The following is a 14,510-nucleotide window of genomic DNA, read 5'->3' on the forward strand; positions in this document are numbered from 1 at the left end:
AGGCATGGCACGCAAGGGCATCATCCTCGCCGGCGGCTCCGGCACCCGGCTGTATCCGCTGACGCAGGCGGTGAGCAAGCAACTGCTGCCGGTGTACGACAAGCCGATGATCTACTACCCGCTCAGCGTGCTGATGCTGGCGGGCATCCGCGACGTGCTCATCATCAACACGCCGCACGAGCAGGTCCTGTTCCAGCGCCTGCTGGGCGACGGCGCGCAATGGGGCATGCGCTTCGAGTACGCCGTGCAGCCCAGCCCGGACGGGCTCGCGCAGGCGTTCCTGATCGGCGAGCGCTTCCTCGACGGCGCGCCGAGCTGCCTCGTGCTCGGCGACAACATCTTCCACGGTCCGGGGCTGACCGCGCTGCTCAAGCGCGCCGACGAGCGGCGCGAGGGCGCCACCGTGTTCGGTTACTGGGTGCACGACCCCGAGCGCTACGGCGTCGCCGAATTCGACGCATCGGGCCGCGTGATCGGCATCGAGGAGAAGCCCGCGCGGCCGCGGTCCAATTACGCGGTGACCGGCCTGTACTTCTACGACGGGCGTGCGCCGCAGTTCGCCGCGGCCTTGAAGCCTTCCGCCCGTGGGGAGCTTGAGATCACCGATCTGAACCGCCGTTACCTCGAGGAAGGCAGCCTGCACCTGGAGCGTCTCGGCCGCGGCTACGCCTGGCTCGATACCGGCACCCACCAGTCGCTGCTGGAAGCGTCCACCTTCATCGAGACGATCGAGGCGCGCCAGGGCCTGCGGATCTGCTGTCCGGAGGAGATCGCCTGGATCAACGGCTGGATCGGCGACGAGGATCTCGTCCGGCTGGCCAGACCGCTGGCGAAGAACGGCTACGGGCAGTACCTGCTCAGCCTGATCGAGCGGGGCCACGTGCCATGAAAGTGATCGGCACCGACCTGCCGGGTTGCATGGTGATCGAGCCGAAGGTTTTCGAGGACGCGCGCGGCTTCTTCTACGAATCGTTCAACTGCGACCGGCTCGCCGCCCACGGGCTGGACTTCCGCTTCGTGCAGGGCAACGTGTCCGCGTCGAAGCGCGGCGTCCTGCGCGGGTTGCACTACCAGTGGCCGAAACCGCAGGGCAAGTACGTCACGGTGCTCGAGGGCGAGGTGTGGGACGTCGCGGTCGACATCCGCCGCGGCTCGCCCACCTTCGGCCGCTGGACCGCCGTGCTGCTGAGCGCCGACAACCGGCGCCACTTCTGGATTCCGGAAGGCTTCGCGCACGGCTTCGTCGCGCTCAGCGAGCGCGCGGTCTTCAGCTACCTCTGCACCGCCACCTACGACCCGCAGGCGGACGCCGTGGTCCGCTGGGACGACCCGCAGCTCGCGATCGACTGGCCGGTGAGCGAGCCGCTGTTGTCCGACAAGGACGCGCGCGCGCCGCTGCTGGCCGGGATCGATCCGGAGCGTCTCCCCGTCTACCGGCCATGAGGCTGCTGCTGCTCGGCGCCAACGGCCAGGTCGGCCATGAACTGCGGCGCAGCCTGGCGCCGCTCGGCGAAGTGGTGGCGACCACCCGCACCGGCATGCTGCCGGACGGCGGCCCGTGCGAGGCGCTGGATCTGCACGAGCCGGGCAGCGCCGCGCGCATGATCGAACGCGTGCGCCCGGATGCGGTGATCAACGCCGCGGCCTACACGGCGGTCGACCGCGCCGAGGACGAGCCGGCATCGGCCTTCCGCATCAACGCCGAAGCGCCTGCGGACATCGCGCGCGCCTGCGCCGCGCTCGCCATCCCGCTGGTGCATTACTCGACCGACTACGTGTTCGACGGCACCGCCACGCGGCCCTACCGCGAGGACGATCCCACCGCGCCGCTCGGCGTGTACGGCGCGAGCAAACTCGCCGGCGAGCGGGCGATCCGCGACAGCGGCTGCGCGCACCTGATCCTGCGCACCGCGTGGGTCTATGGCCTGCACGGCCACAACTTCCTGAAGACGATGCTGCGGCTCGCCGCCGAACGCGATGCGCTGCGCGTGGTCGACGACCAGATCGGCACGCCGACCCCGGCCTGGCTGATCGCCGACGTGACCGCACGTCTGCTGCGGGACGGACTGCACGTGCGCGGCGTGCGCCACCTGACCGCGGCAGGCCGGACCTCCTGGCATGGCTTCGCGAGTGCGATCGTCGAGCAGGCGCATGCCCGCGGCCTGCTCGCGCGCGCGGTCCCGGTGCACGCGATCGCCACCGCCGACTTCCCGACCCGCGCCCGCCGCCCGGCGTTCTCCGTCCTCGACTGCGCGGCGCTGACGCAGGATCTGCGCGAGCCGCTTCCCGACTGGAACGCAGCGCTCGCCGCCACCCTGGAGGGGGTGACCCCCGCCGCGATCCGTTGAGTGTCGGGCAGCCCCCGTCTGACATACGCTTGTCGCGGGGATGCCCGTCACAGCAAGCAGGGGACAGCAATGAAGACAGGGGTATGGATCGCGGCCGGTCTGGCGCTGGCGTGCGCGTTCGGCGCGCGCGCGGCGGCGGAGCCGGCACCGTTGCCGATCGAGGATTTCGTCCGCCACCCGACCTACAGCGAAGTCAGGATCTCGCCCGCCGGCGAGTACCTGGCGATGACGGTCGACCGCGGCGGGCAGGACGTACTGACCGTGCTGCGCACGGCCGACCTGAGCATCGTCAAGGTCAACCAGCTCCCCGACGAGAAGAGCATCGGCTCGTTCTACTGGGTCAGCCGCGACCGCCTGGTGTTCAACGCGGTCAAGAAATTCGGCCGCTTCGCCGCTCCGTTCAACACCGGCGAGTGGTACGGCGTCAACGCCGACGGCAGCCAGCCGCGGCCGCTGGTGTTCTTCGGCACGCTCGATGCGACCCAGCGCAACAAGACCACCGACGGCATCTACAGCATGCTCGACACCCTGCGCGGCGACGACCAGCAGGTGCTGATGGCGGTCGCCAAGCCGCGCTCGAGCAAGGGCGCCGGAACCGAGGTGGTCGCGCTGGACGTGCTCTCCGGCCGCCGGCGCGAGATCGTCCGTGCGCCGCGCGAGAACTGCTCGATCGAGACCGACGCCAGCGACCAGCCGCGTTTCGCGGTCTGCTACGACGCGCAGAACGATGCCGGCCAGTTCGAGGAGCACCTCGAGCTGTACCGGCTGGAAGGCGCCAAGTGGGTGCTGATGAACCGCTCGCAGGATGCGGGCACCCGCATCCGGATCGTCGGCGTGGCGCCCGACGGCACCGTCTACGCGGAGCAGGACGACCGTAAGGCGCCGGCCGCGTTCGGCACGCTGGACCCGTCCACCGGCAAGTTCACCAAGCTGTTCCAGGATCCGGTCGCCGACCCCGCGGGCTACATCCGCGCCGCCGACATGCGCACGATCATCGGCGTGGTCACCGAGGCCGGCGCGCCGAAAGTGCATCTGCTGAACGAGGAACATCCCGACGCCGAGCTCTACGCCTCGCTCGCGCAGGCTTTCCCCGGCCAGTTCGTCACCTTCTCCAGCGCGACCGACGACGGCCGCAAGATCGTCGTCACCGTGCGCAGCGACCGCAATCCGGGCGAGTTGTACCTCTACGACCGCGACACCGGCAAAGCGCGTTTCCTCATGCAGAGCCGCAAGTGGATCGATCCCAAGCGCATGGCGAGCGTGAAGCCCTTCAGCTTCACCGCCCGCGACGGCGTGCGGATCTACGGCTACCTGACGATCCCGAACGGCTCCGACGGCCGCAACCTGCCGATGATCGTCAATCCGCACGGCGGCCCGATCGGTCCGCGCGACCACTGGTTCTTCAACTGGGAAGCGCAACTGCTCGCCAGCCGCGGCTACCTGGTGCTGCAGGTGAACTACCGCGGCTCCGGCGGCTACGGCCAGGCCTTCCAGGACATGGGTCATCGGCAGTGGGGCGGCAAGATGCAGGACGACCTCACCGATGCGGTGCGCTGGGCGGTCGCCCAGGGCTACGCCGATGGCGACCGGGTCTGCATCTACGGCGGCAGCTACGGCGGCTATGCCTCGCTGATGGGCGTGGCGAAGGATCCGGACCTGTACAAATGCGCGTTCGGCTACGTGGGCCTGTACGACGTGCAGATCCAGAAGAAGCTCAGCGACACCGCGGACTGGTATGCCGGCCAGAGCTTCTTCGAGCGCACCTTCGGCGCCACCCGCGCCGAGCAGGATGCGATCTCGCCGGTCAATCACGCGCACAAGATCAAGGCCGCCGTGTATCTCGCCGCCGGCGCGCGCGATCAGCGCTGCCCGCCCGAGCACACCGAGGCGATGCGCGACGCCCTGATCAAGGCCGGCAATCCGCCCGAGGGCGTGATCATCCAGTCCGGCGAGATGCACGGCTTCTACGACGAGAAGAACAACCTGAAGCTGTACACCGAGATGCTCGCCTTCTTCGGGCGGCACATCGGCGGCAAGGTGCAGGTCGGGGACGCCAAGCGCGAGTAGCGTTTGCTCCGCGTCCGACGCCTGCTAGCATCCGACGGCCACCGGGGAGGTGGCCGTCGTTTTTCCGGGACAGGGGAGGTCTCCGATGCGCTTCGCGCTCTTCGTTTCGTTGCTGATCGCCGGCCTGCTGGCCGCCGTGCCCGCCGACGCGGTCGACATCGACCGCTTCCTGCGCAAGGACACGTTCGAGAAACTCACGATCTCGCCGACCGGCGACTACTTCGCCGCGACCGTGCCGTTCGAGGACCGCACCGCGCTGGTGATCCTGCGCCGCAGCGACAGGAAGCTGCTCGGTACGTTCTCCCTCGGGCGGCATTCGCACGTGCAGGAGTTCGTCTGGGTCAGCCCGGAGCGGCTGCTGATCGCGGTGGCGGAGAAGATGGGCTCGCTCGACCGGCCGGTGCTGACCGGCGAGCTGTTCGCGATGGACGCCGACGGCTCCTCGCCCGAGCTTCTGGTCGGCTATCGGGCCCAGGACAACGGTTTGGGCACGCGGATCGTCGGCAAGAAGGAGGAATTCGTTTACGCCGAGCTGGTCGACGACCTGCCGGCCGACGACCGCAACGTCATCATCGCGGTCACCCCGTTCAGCGCCGACGCCTACAGCCGTGCGGACCGCATGGACGTGCACACCGGCCGCCGCGTCACCGTGGCGCGCTCGCCGGTGCGCAACGCCTCCTTCGTCACCGACAACAAGGGCGTGGTGCGTTTCACCTACGGCATCGGCACCGATCGGCGCATGCGCGTCTTCCACCGCGCCGCGGAGGGGCAGGAGTGGGAGCTGATCAGCGACGAAACCCGCACCGGCCTTGCGGAAATTCCGGTCGGCTTCGCCGAGGACGACCGCACCGCCTACCTCGTCGCCGAGCAGGCGGACGGCCCCGACAAGCTGATCGCCTACGACGTGGTGACGCGCGAGCGCCGCCCGGTGCTGGGGCACGAGATCGCCGACCCGGCGCGCCTGCTGTATCGGCCCTACACCCGCACGCCGATCGGCGCGGTGTTCCTGGACGGCCGCCGGCACACGAGCTTCATCGACCGCAACTCGCCGGAAGCGCGCATGCAGCGCAACCTGGAGGCCGCGTTCGCCGGCCATGCGGTCGAGATGACCTCGCGCACGCGGGACGGCCGGCTGACGCTGGTCTAAGTGTTCAGCGACCGCAACCCCGGCGACTTCTACCTCTTCGACTCCCAGACCAAGAAGGCCGATCTCGTCATCAGCCGGCGCGAATGGATCGACATCGACGCCATGGCCGAACAGCGGCCGGTGACGATCGCCGCCCGCGACGGCACGACCCTGCACGGCTATCTCACCGTGCCGCGCGGCCGCGAGGGCAGGCTGCCGATGATCGTCCATCCGCACGGCGGGCCGTTCGGCGTGCAGGACGTGTGGGGGTTCGACGACGACGTGCAGATGCTGGCCGCGGCCGGCTATGCGGTGCTGCAGGTGAACTTCCGTGGTTCCTCCGGCTACGGCAAGGCGTTCCGTGCCGCCGGCGCGCGCGAGTGGGGCGGGCGCATGCAGGACGATCTCACCGACGCCACCCGCTGGGCCATCGCGCAGGGCCATGCGGATCCGGCACGGATCTGCATCTACGGCGCGAGCTACGGCGGCTACGCGGCGCTGATGGGCGTGGCGAAGGAGCCCGACCTGTACGCGTGCGCCGCCGGCTACGTGGGCGTGTACGACCTGCCGACCATGTACAGCCACGGCGACATCCAGCGCAGCACTTCCGGCGAGACCTACCTGCGCGAGTGGCTCGGTGCGCCGGAAGCGGTGGCCGCGGTCTCGCCGGCGCGGCTGGCCGGGCGCATCCGCGCACCCGTGTTTCTGGCCGCAGGCGGCGAGGACGAGCGCGCTCCGCCGCAGCACACCGAGATGATGGAGAAGGCGCTGCGCCGCGCCAACGTGCCGGTGGAAGCGCTGTACTACGCGACCGAGGGCCACGGCTTCTATCGCGAGGAGCACCGCCGCGAGTACTACGCGCGCCTGCTCGCGTTCTTCGCGCGGCATCTCGGCGGACAGGCGGCGACGACCGGCGCCGCGCCGGCCGACGCGAAGAAATAGCGGCGTTCCGGCAGTCGTGGGCGAACGGCCCGATGCGTTATGCTCGGGCCGTTTGTCCGTCTGCCCTCGGAGCGCACATGAGTTCGCCGGCACAGATTCCCCAGCTGACGTTTCGGGCCGTTCTTCTGGCCGTCATCCTCGCGGTCGTGCTGTCGGCGGCCAATGCCTATCTCGGTCTGTTCGCGGGCTTGACGATCGCCACCGCGATTCCGGCGGCGGTGGTCTCGATGGGCGTGCTGCGTCTGCTCGGCGGCGGCACGATCCTCGAGAACAACATCGTGCAGACCGGCGCCTCGGCCGGCTCCTCGATCGCGGCGGGCGTGATCTTCACCATCCCGGCGCTGCTGATCCTCGGTTACTGGCAGGACTTCAAGTACTCGTGGGTGCTCGCCATCGCCGGTCTTGGCGGTCTGCTGGGCGTGCTGTTCTCGGTGCCGCTGCGGCGTTCGATGATCGTCGAGGACCCGCTGCCGTTCCCGGAAGGCAAGGCCGCCGCGGAAGTGCTCAAGGCCGGCGAGAACCCCGGCCCGGGGCTGAAGATCCTCGGGCTGTCGGCGGGCATCGGCGGGCTGGTGAAGCTGGCCGCCGAGAGCGGCCTGCGGATGATTCCCGACAACGCGGCCGGCGCCGGCTTCTTCGGCAAGTATCTGGGCTACATGGGGACGGGGCTTTCGCCGGCGCTGCTGGGCGTGGGCTACATCGTCGGGCTCAACATCGGCATCGTCGTGGTGTCGGGCAGCATCCTCGCCTACAACATCGCCATTCCGCTGTACCACGCGTTCTTCCTCGCCGGCGATCCGGAAGTCGCCGCGCAGGTGGCGGGCAAGACGGCGGCGGAGGCGGCGGCGATCATCCGCGCCGAACGCATCCGTTATCTCGGCGTCGGCGCGATGCTGATCGGCGGCATCTGGACGCTGTTCTCGCTGCGCAAGTCGTTGCTGTCCGGCATCCGCAGCGGCATCGCCGCCGCGCGCAAGGGCGCGGGTGCGAATCTCGCCGAGACCGAGCGCGATCTGCCGATGAAGTGGATGCTGGTCGCGCTGGTGCTGTTCATCCTGCCGCTGCTCGCGCTGTACCAGGCCATCGTCGGCAGTTGGGGCGTCAGCGTGCCGATGACGATCATCATGATCGTGGCGGGCTTCCTGTTCGTGTCGGTGTCGGCGTATCTGGCCGGTCTGGTCGGCTCGTCCAACAACCCGGTGTCGGGCATCACCATCGCCACCATCCTGTTCGCGTCGGTGGTGCTGATGCTGCTGCTGGGCAGCGACTCCAAGATCGGCGCGGTGGCCGCGATCATGATCGGCGCGGTGGTGTGCTGCGCGGCGGCGGTCGGCGGCGACAACCTGCAGGACCTCAAGGCCGGTTATCTGGTCGGCGCGACGCCGTGGAAGCAGCAGTTGATGCTGGGCATCGGCGCGTTCTCGTGCGCGTTGATCATGGCGCCGGTGCTGAATCTGCTGCACCAGGCCTACGGCATCGGCGATCCCACCCGCGAGGGCTCGCTGCAGGCTCCGCAGGCCACGCTGATGGCATCGGTGGCGCAGGGCATGTTCGGCGGCAAGCTGCCGTGGGACATGATCGCCGCCGGCGCGGTGATCGGCGCGATCGTGATCGCGATCGACAGCGCGCTGAAGGCGCGCGGTTCGCACTTCCGCGTGCCGGTGCTGGCGGCCGCGATCGGCATCTATCTGCCGCTGGAGCTGATGGTGCCGATCTTCCTCGGCGGCCTGCTGGCGTATTTCGTCGAGCGCCGCCACGGCGTCGTGGGCGCCGACGAGAGCCTGCGCGACCGCGTGCATCGTCCCGGCGTGCTGTTCTCGGCCGGCCTGATCACCGGCGAGGCGCTGATGGGCATCGCGATCGCCATTCCGATCGTGGTGAGCGAACGCGCCGACGTGCTGGCGCTGCCGGAGCGGTTCCACTTCGGTCAGGCGGTCGGCCTGGCGGTGCTGGCCATCGTCGGCTGGCTGATCTACCGCACCGGCGTGCGCGCACCGCACGCGCCGCGCGCCTGATCTCCCCTGCATAGCCCGGAGTTTCCGAGATGAAGTTCGCTGCTTCGTTGCTCGCCGCCGCGCTCGTGGCTGCCCTGCCTTCGACGGCCCTTGCGGCGCGGGGGTTCGAGGCGCGCGATCTGGCCGCCCTCGATCGCTATTCGGCGCCGACGCTGTCGCCGGATGGCCGCTTGCTGGTGTTCGCCAAGCGCGTGGTCGATTACGGCGCCAACAAGGCCAGCACCTCGCTGTGGATCGAGGACCTGCGCGCGCGCGACGCGGCGCCGCCGAAGCGGCTGACTCCGGACGGCTGGAACGTCAACTCGCCGGCGTTCTCGCCCGACGGCCGCACGGTGTATTTCCTCAGCGCCAAGTCCGGCAGCCAGCAACTGTATGCGGTGCCGGCGTCGGGCGGGACGCCGCGCCAGGTCACTGCCTTCGATGCCGACGTCGGCAGTTACCGCATCTCGCCGGACGGCCAGCGGGTGGCGTTCTCCGCCGAGGCGTTCGTCGAGTGCGGCGCCGATCTGTCCTGCACCAGGCGCAAACTCGACGAGCGCGAAAAGACGAAGGCGACGGGCCGCTCGTTCGACCGCCTGTTCATCCGCCACTGGGACAGTTGGAACGACGGCCGCCTCAACCGGCTGTTCGTCGCCGAGCTTCCGCGCGGCGACAAGCCGGTCGCCGAGGCGGTGCTGGTGAGCGACGACGTGGTCGGCGACGTGCCTTCGCGCCCGTTCGGCGACGACAGCGAGTACGCCTGGGCGCCCGACGGCCGCAGCCTCGTGTTCGCCGCCCGCAAGGCCGATCGCACCGAGCCGTGGTCGACCAATTTCGATCTGTACCTCGCCGCCGCCGACGGCAGCGGCGAGGCGCGCAATCTCACCGCCGACAACCCCGCCTGGGACACCGGCCCGCTGTTCTCCGCCGACGGCCGCACGCTGTACTACCGCGCGATGAAGCGTCCGGGGTTCGAGGCCGACCGCTTCGCGATCGTCGCGATGGACTTGGGCAGCGGCCAACGCCGCGAGATCGCGCCGAAGTGGGACCGTTCCGCGGACGCGATGGAGCTGTCGGAAGACGGCCGCACGCTGTACGTCAACGCGCAGCACCTGGGCGAGCATCCGCTGTTCGCGGTCGACATCGCCACCGGCATGGTGTCGCCGATCGTGCGCGAGGGTTCGGTGTCGGACTTCGATCTGGAGGCGGGCACGCTCGCGTTCGCGCGCAGCACGCTCAGAAGCGGCGACCAGATCTTCGTCGGCGGCATCGGCGGCGCGCCGGTGCGCGCGCTCACGCCGAGCGCGGGCGAGATGCTGCCCGACGTGCGCTTCGGCGACTTCGAGCAGTTCAGCTTCAAGGGCTGGAACGGCGAGACCGTGCACGGCTACGTGGTCAAGCCGTGGAACTACGAGGAAGGCAAGACCTATCCGGTCGCGTTCCTGATCCACGGCGGCCCGCAGGGCAGCTTCGGCAACGGCTGGAGCTACCGCTGGAACCCGCAGACGTACGCGGGCCAGGGCTACGCGGTGGTGATGATCGACTTCCACGGCTCGACCGGCTACGGCCAGGCGTTCACCGATTCGATCAGCCAGCACTGGGGCGACCGTCCGCTGGAGGATCTGCAGAAGGGCTGGGCGGCGGCGCAGCAGAAGTATCCGTTCCTCGACGGCTCGCGCGCGTGCGCGCTGGGCGCCAGCTACGGCGGCTACATGGTCAACTGGATCGCCAGCCAGTGGCGCGAGCCGTGGAAGTGCCTGGTGAGCCATGCCGGCGTGTTCGACACGCGGATGATGGGCTTCTCGACCGAGGAGCTGTGGTTCACCGAATGGGAGAACGGCGGCACGCCGTGGGATGCGCCGAAGAACTACGAGCGCTTCAATCCGGCGCTGCACGTGGACAAGTGGAAGGTGCCGATGCTGGTGATCCACGGCCAGCTCGACTACCGTATTCCGGTGGAGCAGGGCATCGCCGCGTTCACCGCGTTGCAGCGCCAGGGCATCGAGTCGAAGTTCCTGTACTTCCCCGACGAGAACCACTGGATCCTCAAGCCGCACAACAGCGTGCTGTGGCACGACACGGTGAACGGCTGGCTGCGCAAGCACATCGGCGACGGGCAGTGAGCGCATGACGGCTCCCGCCTCGGGCGCGCTGATCGCCAACGACGCCGTCGTTCTCGGCCTGCTCGCCGCCATTCTCGGCGCGGTGTTCTGGACCGCGTCGCGGCCGACCGGATTCTGGAAGAAGTTCTACGGGGTCGTGCCTGCGATCCTGCTGTGCTACTTCCTGCCGGCGGTGCTGAACTCGGCGGGCGTGATCGACGGCAAGGCCTCCGCGTTATATCCGATGGCGCGCGATTACCTGCTGCCGAGCGCGCTGGTCCTGCTGTGCGTGGCGATCGACTTCAGGGCGATCGTCCGCCTCGGACCGAAGGCGGTGGTGATGTTCCTGGTCGGCACCCTCGGCGTCATGCTGGGCGGCGTGGTGGCCTTTCTCGCGATGGGGGCCATCCATCCGGAAACGGTCGCCGGCGATACCTGGCGCGGCATGACGACGGTCGCGGGCTCGTGGATCGGCGGCGGCGCCAACCAGGCGGCGATGAAGGAGGTGTTCGCGGTCGATGCCACCACCTTCGGCCAGTTCGTCGCGGTCGATGTGCTGGTGGCGAACGTCTGGATGGCGGTACTGCTGTTCCTGGCCGCGCGCAGCGAGGCGTTCGACCGCTGGACGCGCGCGGACCTGTCCGCGATCGACGATCTCAAGCGCCGGGTGGAGGCCTATCAGGCCGAGCACACGCGTATTCCCACGCTCACCGACCTCACCGTCATCGTCGCGCTCGGGCTCGGTGCGACCGGCCTTGCGCATGCGATCACCGACCCGCTGGTGGCATGGCTGTCCAGCCTGCCGGCCGAATGGCGGTTGCAGGACTACAGCCTGACCGCGCGCTTCTTCTGGATCACGGTGCTCGCCACCACGTTCGGGCTGGCGCTGAGCTTCACCCGCGCGCGGCGGCTGGAGGGCGCCGGCGCGTCGAAGGTGGGATCGGTGTTCCTGTACGTGCTGGTGGCGACCATCGGCATGCAGATGGATCTTCGCGCGCTGCTCGACCGCCCGTGGCTGTTCGCGCTCGGGCTGATCTGGATCGCGGTGCATGCCGCGCTGATGCTGGGCGTGGCCAAGCTGATCCGGGCGCCGCTGTTCTTCATGGCGGTCGGTTCGCAGGCGAACATCGGCGGCGCCGCGTCGGCGCCGGTGGTGGCCAGCGCGTTCCATCCGGCGCTGGCGCCGGTGGGCGTGCTGCTGGCGGTGCTCGGTTACGCGCTGGGCACCTACTGCGCCTATCTCACGGGGCTGGTGCTGCAAGCGCTCGCCGCCTGAGCGCACACGTCGCGGCGGGGGCGAAAGTCGCCCCCGCAGCGGATGGACCGGGTGCTCAGTAGGTGGTGGCGAACGTGCGCTTGCAGGGCGTCGGCGACACCACCGCGGCCCCGTTGTTGAGCTGATCCAGCCAGTTCTTGAGCTGTTCGAGCTGCTCGCGGGTGGCGGCCGGGTCGGTCAGGGCGGCGTTGGCGTCCTCGAGCAGTTCGTCGATCGTGCACTGGCACGGCAGGAAGGTCGAACTGCCGTTGACGTAGCCGCCCTCCACGTTGAGCGTCATCGCCGCCAGGTGCGAGGACAGCTTGTAGGCCATGTTCACCGCGGTGCTGCCCAGCAGCCAGGTGCGGAACTGCTCGTAGCCGGTGGGATCGAACGCGTTGCCGGCGGCGTCGACCAGATTGAGGCTGGAGAGCAGGTTGAGCTCGGGCGCCATCGTCCCGCCGTCGGCCAGCTTCGCCTCGCCGTTCCTGTTGCTCCAGAAGCCGGGTGTGCGGCCGCCGCTGCCTTTCAGGCAGTAGTTGCCGAACTTCACCGTGACCGTCTTGCAGGGCACGACGGTGACCGACACCGGATGGGTGGCGGGAGCGGAGCGCACCCAGTTGGTTTCGACCGGCATCGATTCCTCGACCGTGTAGGTCGCACCACCCGGCAGTCCGCTCCAGGTGGCGGTGGTGAGCCGGGTGCTGGCGCTGACGCCGGGGCCGTTCAGCGTCATCGGCCAGCTCGACAGCCAGGGTTCGTACGCGTCGCGCACGCCGTTGGCGTTGGCGTCGTAGAACTTCTTCACCACGATGGTGCCGTGGTTCGGATCGACCGTGGTCGCCGTCTGCGCCAGCGCGGGCGCGGCCAACGCACAGGCGGCCAGACCGATCGCGGGAAGCAGGCGCCGGATCGCGGCATGCAGGCTCGGATGGTTGTTCTTCATTGGAAGCCTCTCTTGCGAAAGGGCTCCCGCATCGGACGTCCGTCCTACCGCATGGCACATGGAGCCGTGTGTCGGAAGCTGCCGATGGGCAGCGCGCGCTGCGACCGCCTCATGCGCTCGCATGCGCGGCGGACACCGTAGGTGCGAGGTCGTGAACGACGCGACGAGGAGCCACCCGCCGGCCGGCCCGTCAGGCGCTGCGCGTGCCGCCGGGCCACGTTGCGCGTCCCGCCGCGCGGGCCGACAGCGAAGCAGGCCTGGGGCGGCGCTGGCGGCGTTTCGCCCGCACTCGCGTCCGTGCCTGGCCGGGATCGGGTCTCACGCGGGAGCGCGACCGCCCGCCGGCATGCGGACACGGGAGAGCAGCCGCATCGGGCTCAGCCGTTGAGACGGCGTGGGCGTCCAATGGGCGCGGGCGTATACTGCCTGCGCAGGTAAAAATCCTTTTACCGGAACCGCCGATGCGCGAACTCACCGACCGCCAGGCCGCGATCCTGGCCTTCATCCACGCCCATGCCGAACGCGAGGGCGTGCCGCCGACCCTGCAGGAGATCGCCGCGGCGTTCGGCTTCCGCCAGCCCTGCGCGGCGCACAAGCACGTGCGGCGGCTGGAGCAGGCCGGTTACCTGAGCGTGCGGCCGAACGCGGCGCGCGGGATCCGGCTGAGCGCGACCGGCCGGGCGGCGACGCCGGGCGCGCGACGGGCCGGGCGGGCCCGCGAGGATCGGCTGGAACTGCCGGTGCTCGGCCGGGTCGCGGCCGGTGCGCCGATCGGCGCGGACGCGGGTATCGAGCGTCACTTCGTGCTCGACCGCGCGCTGTTCTCGCTGCGCCCGGACTATCTGCTGCGCGTGCACGGCGATTCGATGCGCGACGACGGCATCCTCGACGGCGACCTGGTCGCGGTGAAGCGCGGCAACGACGCGCGCGACGGGCAGACGGTGGTCGCGCGCATCGACGGCGAGCTGACCATCAAGCGGCTGCAGCGCACCGCGGACGCGATCCGGCTGCTGCCGCGCAATCCCGACTACGCCCCGATCGAGGTGCCGCCCGGCGCCGACTTCGCGATCGAAGGCCTCTACTGCGGGCTGGTGCGTCCCGATTGACATGGCCGCGCAGGATCTCCCTCTCGAATCCCTGCTGGCCGCGCGCACGGTCTGGCGCGCCGCGCGCAGTGCGGTGGTCGCGCCCAGCGGGGAATCGACCGGCTTTCCCGCGCTGGATGCGCTGCTGCCGCTCGCCGGCTGGCCGCGTGGTGCGTTGAGCGAGCTGCTGATTCCGGCCGACGGCGTCGGCGAGCTCGCGCTGCTGATGCCGACCTTCGCGCGGCTGACCCAGGCCGGCCAGCTCGTCGCGGTGGTGGCGCCGCCGTACCGGCCGTACGCGCCGGCGTGGCAGGCGACGGGCGTGGACCTGCGCAGGCTCGAAATCGTCGAGACCGACGGCAAGCGCGCGCTGTGGGCGCTCGAGCAGTGCCTGCGCAGCGCGGCATTCGCGGCGGTGCTCGGTTGGCCGCTGCAGGCCGATGGCCCGGCGCTGCGGCGGCTGCAGGTGGCGGCCGACACCGGCGACTGCCTGGGCTTCGCGATCCGCGACCGCCGGCACGCGGCCAATCCATCGCCGGCCGCGTTGCGGCTGGAACACGCGCAGGGCCGCTGGCACGTGCGCAAATGCCGCGGCGGGCAGGCGCCGGCCACCGCCTTCGTGCCGCCGGGACGGGTGGGGTGAGG

At 69.9% G+C, this 14,510-nt stretch carries 10 protein-coding genes and 1 pseudogene; 10 read left to right on the top strand and 1 reads right to left on the bottom strand.

Annotation, left to right across the window (positions count from 1 at the left end; genetic code table 11):
* The first annotated feature begins 4 nt into the window (after positions 1 to 4).
* The 8 genes and pseudogenes from rfbA to FQY64_RS00375 all read left to right on the top strand — a co-directional run bounded on the left by rfbA (position 5) and on the right by FQY64_RS00375 (position 11,855).
* Entirely contained in the window at positions 5 to 889 is an 885-nt protein-coding gene (gene rfbA / locus FQY64_RS00340; RefSeq protein WP_146471712.1) for a glucose-1-phosphate thymidylyltransferase RfbA, read from the top strand.
* A complete protein-coding gene (gene rfbC / locus FQY64_RS00345) occupies positions 886 to 1,443 on the top strand; it encodes a dTDP-4-dehydrorhamnose 3,5-epimerase (protein WP_146471713.1) in 558 nt (185 codons plus the stop codon). Before rfbA ends, rfbC begins: the two co-directional genes overlap by 4 nt.
* Entirely contained in the window at positions 1,440 to 2,348 is a 909-nt protein-coding gene (gene rfbD / locus FQY64_RS00350; RefSeq protein ID WP_146471714.1) for a dTDP-4-dehydrorhamnose reductase, read from the top strand. The genes rfbC and rfbD overlap by 4 nt, the downstream gene beginning before the upstream one ends.
* Before the next feature lie 69 nt (positions 2,349 to 2,417).
* The gene (locus FQY64_RS00355; RefSeq protein ID WP_146471715.1) at positions 2,418 to 4,415 is read left to right on the top strand and encodes an alpha/beta hydrolase family protein; all 1,998 of its coding nucleotides are present in this window, start codon (positions 2,418 to 2,420) and stop codon (positions 4,413 to 4,415) included.
* 424 nt (positions 4,416 to 4,839) lie between these two features.
* Positions 4,840 to 6,483 (top strand): annotated as a pseudogene (locus tag FQY64_RS00360) (alpha/beta hydrolase family protein).
* A gap of 77 nt (positions 6,484 to 6,560) precedes the next feature.
* Positions 6,561 to 8,498 (top strand): OPT family oligopeptide transporter, encoded by a 1,938-nt coding sequence (locus tag FQY64_RS00365; RefSeq protein ID WP_146471716.1) that lies wholly within the window; start codon positions 6,561 to 6,563, stop codon positions 8,496 to 8,498.
* A gap of 29 nt (positions 8,499 to 8,527) precedes the next feature.
* Positions 8,528 to 10,600, top strand: coding sequence for an alpha/beta hydrolase family protein (locus tag FQY64_RS00370; protein ID WP_146471717.1), 2,073 nt, complete (start codon positions 8,528 to 8,530; stop codon positions 10,598 to 10,600).
* A gap of 4 nt (positions 10,601 to 10,604) precedes the next feature.
* Entirely contained in the window at positions 10,605 to 11,855 is a 1,251-nt protein-coding gene (locus FQY64_RS00375; protein ID WP_146471718.1) for a DUF819 family protein, read from the top strand.
* A 55-nt stretch (positions 11,856 to 11,910) separates the two neighbouring features.
* Here FQY64_RS00375 and FQY64_RS00380 read toward each other — a convergent pair whose 3' ends face one another.
* Positions 11,911 to 12,780, bottom strand: coding sequence for a DUF5979 domain-containing protein (locus FQY64_RS00380; RefSeq protein ID WP_146471719.1), 870 nt, complete (start codon positions 12,778 to 12,780; stop codon positions 11,911 to 11,913).
* Positions 12,781 to 13,241: 461 nt separating this feature from the next.
* On the opposite strand from FQY64_RS00380, the gene lexA reads away from it, so the two are divergent.
* A complete protein-coding gene (gene lexA, locus FQY64_RS00385; protein WP_146471720.1) occupies positions 13,242 to 13,886 on the top strand; it encodes a transcriptional repressor LexA in 645 nt (214 codons plus the stop codon).
* A 1-nt stretch (position 13,887) separates the two neighbouring features.
* Positions 13,888 to 14,508: a translesion DNA synthesis-associated protein ImuA gene (gene imuA, locus FQY64_RS00390; protein ID WP_146471721.1), complete on the top strand. Its 621-nt coding sequence runs from the start codon at positions 13,888 to 13,890 to the stop codon at positions 14,506 to 14,508.
* Positions 14,509 to 14,510: the final 2 nt, after the last annotated feature.

The organism is Vulcaniibacterium thermophilum, from assembly GCF_007923255.1.
In the GTDB taxonomy this organism is placed as follows: Bacteria; Pseudomonadota; Gammaproteobacteria; order Xanthomonadales; family Xanthomonadaceae; genus Lysobacter_F; species Lysobacter_F thermophilum.

Bases quoted from the DNA above. Each gene is read 5' to 3' on its own strand.
- rfbD (WP_146471714.1), top strand. From the start codon at position 1,440: ATGAGGCTGCTGCTGCTCGGCGCCAACGGCCAGGTCGGCCATGAACTG.
- lexA (WP_146471720.1), top strand. From the start codon at position 13,242: ATGCGCGAACTCACCGACCGCCAGGCCGCGATCCTGGCCTTCATCCAC.
- imuA (WP_146471721.1), top strand. From the start codon at position 13,888: ATGGCCGCGCAGGATCTCCCTCTCGAATCCCTGCTGGCCGCGCGCACG.
- FQY64_RS00355 (WP_146471715.1), top strand. From the start codon at position 2,418: ATGAAGACAGGGGTATGGATCGCGGCCGGTCTGGCGCTGGCGTGCGCG.
- FQY64_RS00375 (WP_146471718.1), top strand. From the start codon at position 10,605: ATGACGGCTCCCGCCTCGGGCGCGCTGATCGCCAACGACGCCGTCGTT.
- FQY64_RS00365 (WP_146471716.1), top strand. From the start codon at position 6,561: ATGAGTTCGCCGGCACAGATTCCCCAGCTGACGTTTCGGGCCGTTCTT.
- FQY64_RS00380 (WP_146471719.1), bottom strand. From the start codon at position 12,780: ATGAAGAACAACCATCCGAGCCTGCATGCCGCGATCCGGCGCCTGCTT.
- rfbA (WP_146471712.1), top strand. From the start codon at position 5: ATGGCACGCAAGGGCATCATCCTCGCCGGCGGCTCCGGCACCCGGCTG.
- FQY64_RS00370 (WP_146471717.1), top strand. From the start codon at position 8,528: ATGAAGTTCGCTGCTTCGTTGCTCGCCGCCGCGCTCGTGGCTGCCCTG.
- rfbC (WP_146471713.1), top strand. From the start codon at position 886: ATGAAAGTGATCGGCACCGACCTGCCGGGTTGCATGGTGATCGAGCCG.